Here is a 2,798-nt window from a genome sequence, read left to right as displayed (position 1 = left end):
GCCACGACGCCGAAGCCGCACACGCAACCGCCACCGCGGCCCGGCTCGCGGACCGCAGCGAAGCCATCGAGGAAAACCTCGCGCTCTGCCGCGTGTCGGCCGAGTACGCGGAGCAGGCAAACGCAGCCGCCGTCGCCGCCGAACTGTCGATGACGCGCGCCGACGCCATGCGTGCCGACGCGACGCGCTGGCATACCGAAGCGCTGGGCCTGTCGGATGCGATGCGGCGCGCGCTCGACGAGCAGCGCGCATTGATCGACGCGATCGCGCCGACCGCGCTGGCGGCGACGCGCGATATCGACGACATCCGCGCGCACGAGCACCGTCTGGATGCACAGCTGCAGGCATCCGGCGACCTGCTCGGCGCGGCGGACCGGTTTCTCGACGAAAAAGCCGGCCAGCTCCGCGAGCTCGCGGCCGGCCTGGGAGCATGACGATGAAGGCACTCGAAGAACAGGCCTGGACCTACGTCGCGATGAGCCGCGACCTGATCGACACGGCGGCTGCCGCCGCGGGCGGCTGGCGCGACGACGCCGGCGCCATCGCCTACGCGCGCTATCTCGACCCGCTCGAAAGCCAGCGTGATGCGTCGGTGTCGCAGCTCTGGCAGCTCGACGCGAGCGCCACGCATGCGCAGCAGCTGCTTGCCGACGTGCACGACAAGCTCGACCAGCAGCAACAGGCGCATTTCCGGCTCGCCGACGACGCGTACCGCCTCGACGTCGCGGAGCGCAAATGGATGCACGCACGCGAACTGTCGAACCAGCACGTCGATGCCGCTCACGCATCGATGACGGCGAGCGACGAGGCGATCGCCCGCGCGGCCGCCAGCCTCGGCCGCCTCAAGCTCATCTGAACCGAAATCCGACGAAATACCAGGGAATCGACATGGCGCAGGATTCGCAAAACACCCAACCCACTCCCGGCTCGACCTTCATGCTGCCGCCCGGCGCGAACGACGCACTCGGCCGGCTGGCGGATGTCCAGAACGTGCGGCAGCGGGTCGACAAATGGTGGCAGGAAACGGCGGCGCCGACGCTCGGCCTGAAGCCGGACGACGCGGCGCAACCCGACGGGAGTCCGCACGCGGCTGTCGAAAACTGGCGCGACCAGATCGACGGCGGCTGGCGCGATGCCAATGCGCTGATCAAGTCTGCCCAGGTGGAGCAGCAACGCGCGGGGATCGTCGCACAAGGCAACGGTGCCGTCGCCGAGATGCTGTCGCGACGCCTCGCCGAACAGCGCGGCCGGCGGATCACGCTCGCGATCGTGGCAGGCGTCATCGTGATCCTGTTCCTGGCGATGGGCGTACGCAATGCGCCGGCGATGTTCCGCGCGACGCAGCGCACGGGCGCCGCGCCGGCCTGGATGGCAGGGCTCACGCCGAAAAGCGCCGGCTTCGACAAGCTGCCGGCGCCGGCCTACGTGTGGAAAGGGGCGATGAGCGTCGCGAACGCCCAGCGTGCCGCGTATGCGCGCAACTACGTCGATGCGTATGCGCAATTCCATGCGCTCGCCCGAATCGGCGACGATACGGGCTTCGCGTGGGCAGGCTGGCTGCTGCTGAACAACCAGGGCGTGGCCGGCCAGCAGGCCGCGGCTGTCGACGCGCTGCAGACGCGTTATGCCGAAACGCACGACCGGCATCTCGCCTGGCCGCTCGGCCAGGCGAACGTGCTCGGGCTGGGCGGCCTGCCCGTCGACCGGGCGAGCGGCCAGCGCATGCTGCGCGACGCGGCCAATCTGCCGTTCCCGCCGGCCATGCTGACGCTGGCGCTGTGCGCAGCCCACTCGCATGACTGCGTCGCGACCGATTCCGACGTCTACCGCCTGATCTCGAGCGCCGCGGCCGACAACGATACGCTGGCGATGGCCGTCTCGGGACGGGCGATGCTGCTGGGCCAGCGGCCGTTCCACCGCAATCGCGGCGAAGGCACGCAGTTGCTCCAGATGGCAGCGGCGCAGGGGAACGCGTTCGCGCGTGAAACCTGCGTGGCGAACAACCTGCGATGCTGAGCGCCGCCGTCGCGCGTTTCGTGCAGGACGCCGCGCGGTGCGTCGCGGTGGCGCTCGCGCTCGTCGTGCTGACGGGCATCGCGCCGGCGCATGCCGCGGATGCGCCGCGCGTCGCGCTCGTGATCGGCAACGCCACGTACCGCGGAACCGACCGGCTCGAAGCACCGACCGGCGACGCCGAACTCGTTGCACGCGCACTGCGCGGCATCGGATTCCAGGTCACGCTCGAGCAGAACCGGTCGCGCACGCAGTTGCTCGCCGATCTCGATGCCTTTGGCCAGCGGGCGGCCGGCGCATCGATCGCGCTGGTCTATTACGCCGGACACGGCTTCGAAGCCGGCGGGGAAAACTACCTGATTCCGGTCGACCTGCCGGTCGGCGTCGGCCAGGTGTCGCAAGGCGACCTGCAGCGCTACGCGGTGCCGCTGCGCTATATCCAGAGTTCGGTCAGCCGCGGCGACCCGCGCGCGCTGCTGATCCTGCTCGACGCGTGCCGCAGTTCGGCGACGCGCGGCGCAACCGGCGCATCGATGACGGCGGTGCGAGCGCCTCACGGCACGCTCGTCGCCTTCGCGACGCAGCCTGGCGGCGTCGCCCTCGACAGCTTTGCGCTCGGTTCGGTCCGGCACAACCACAGCCCGTTCGCGTATTACCTCAGCCAGGAGCTGGCGAGTGCCGGCGACATCACGACGATCCTGCGCAACACGCAAGTGGCGGTGGCGGTCGCGACCGAAGACGCGCAGCGCCCGTGGTACAACAGCGGCCTGATCGGCACGCTGCGG

4 protein-coding genes are annotated in these 2,798 nt (G+C 70.2%); all 4 read left to right on the top strand.

Features of this window, described 5'->3' with window-relative positions; translation table 11 throughout:
- The coding region (locus JYJ84_RS33260) for a hypothetical protein (protein WP_205190024.1) at nucleotides 1-434 on the top strand (434 nt) is incomplete at its 5' end.
- A gap of 2 nt (nucleotides 435-436) precedes the next feature.
- Entirely contained in the window at nucleotides 437-856 is a 420-nt protein-coding gene (locus JYJ84_RS33255) for a hypothetical protein (protein ID WP_164462863.1), read from the top strand.
- A gap of 32 nt (nucleotides 857-888) precedes the next feature.
- Nucleotides 889-2,016 (top strand): hypothetical protein, encoded by a 1,128-nt coding sequence (locus JYJ84_RS33250; RefSeq protein WP_164462862.1) that lies wholly within the window; start codon nucleotides 889-891, stop codon nucleotides 2,014-2,016.
- A partial coding sequence (locus tag JYJ84_RS33245) for a caspase family protein (protein ID WP_205190023.1) occupies nucleotides 2,010-2,798 on the top strand: 789 nt, incomplete at its 3' end. The genes JYJ84_RS33250 and JYJ84_RS33245, both read left to right, overlap by 7 nt.

The organism is Burkholderia sp. LMG 13014, from assembly GCF_905232215.1.
Taxonomy (GTDB): Bacteria; Pseudomonadota; Gammaproteobacteria; order Burkholderiales; family Burkholderiaceae; genus Burkholderia.
The sequence above is the reverse complement of the archived record's forward strand: the minus strand, read 5'-3'. Positions and strand labels throughout refer to the sequence as shown.

Coding starts and splice junctions, on each gene's coding strand:
- JYJ84_RS33255 (WP_164462863.1), top strand. CDS start 437: ATGAAGGCACTCGAAGAACAGGCCTGGACCTACGTCGCGATGAGCCGC.
- JYJ84_RS33250 (WP_164462862.1), top strand. CDS start 889: ATGGCGCAGGATTCGCAAAACACCCAACCCACTCCCGGCTCGACCTTC.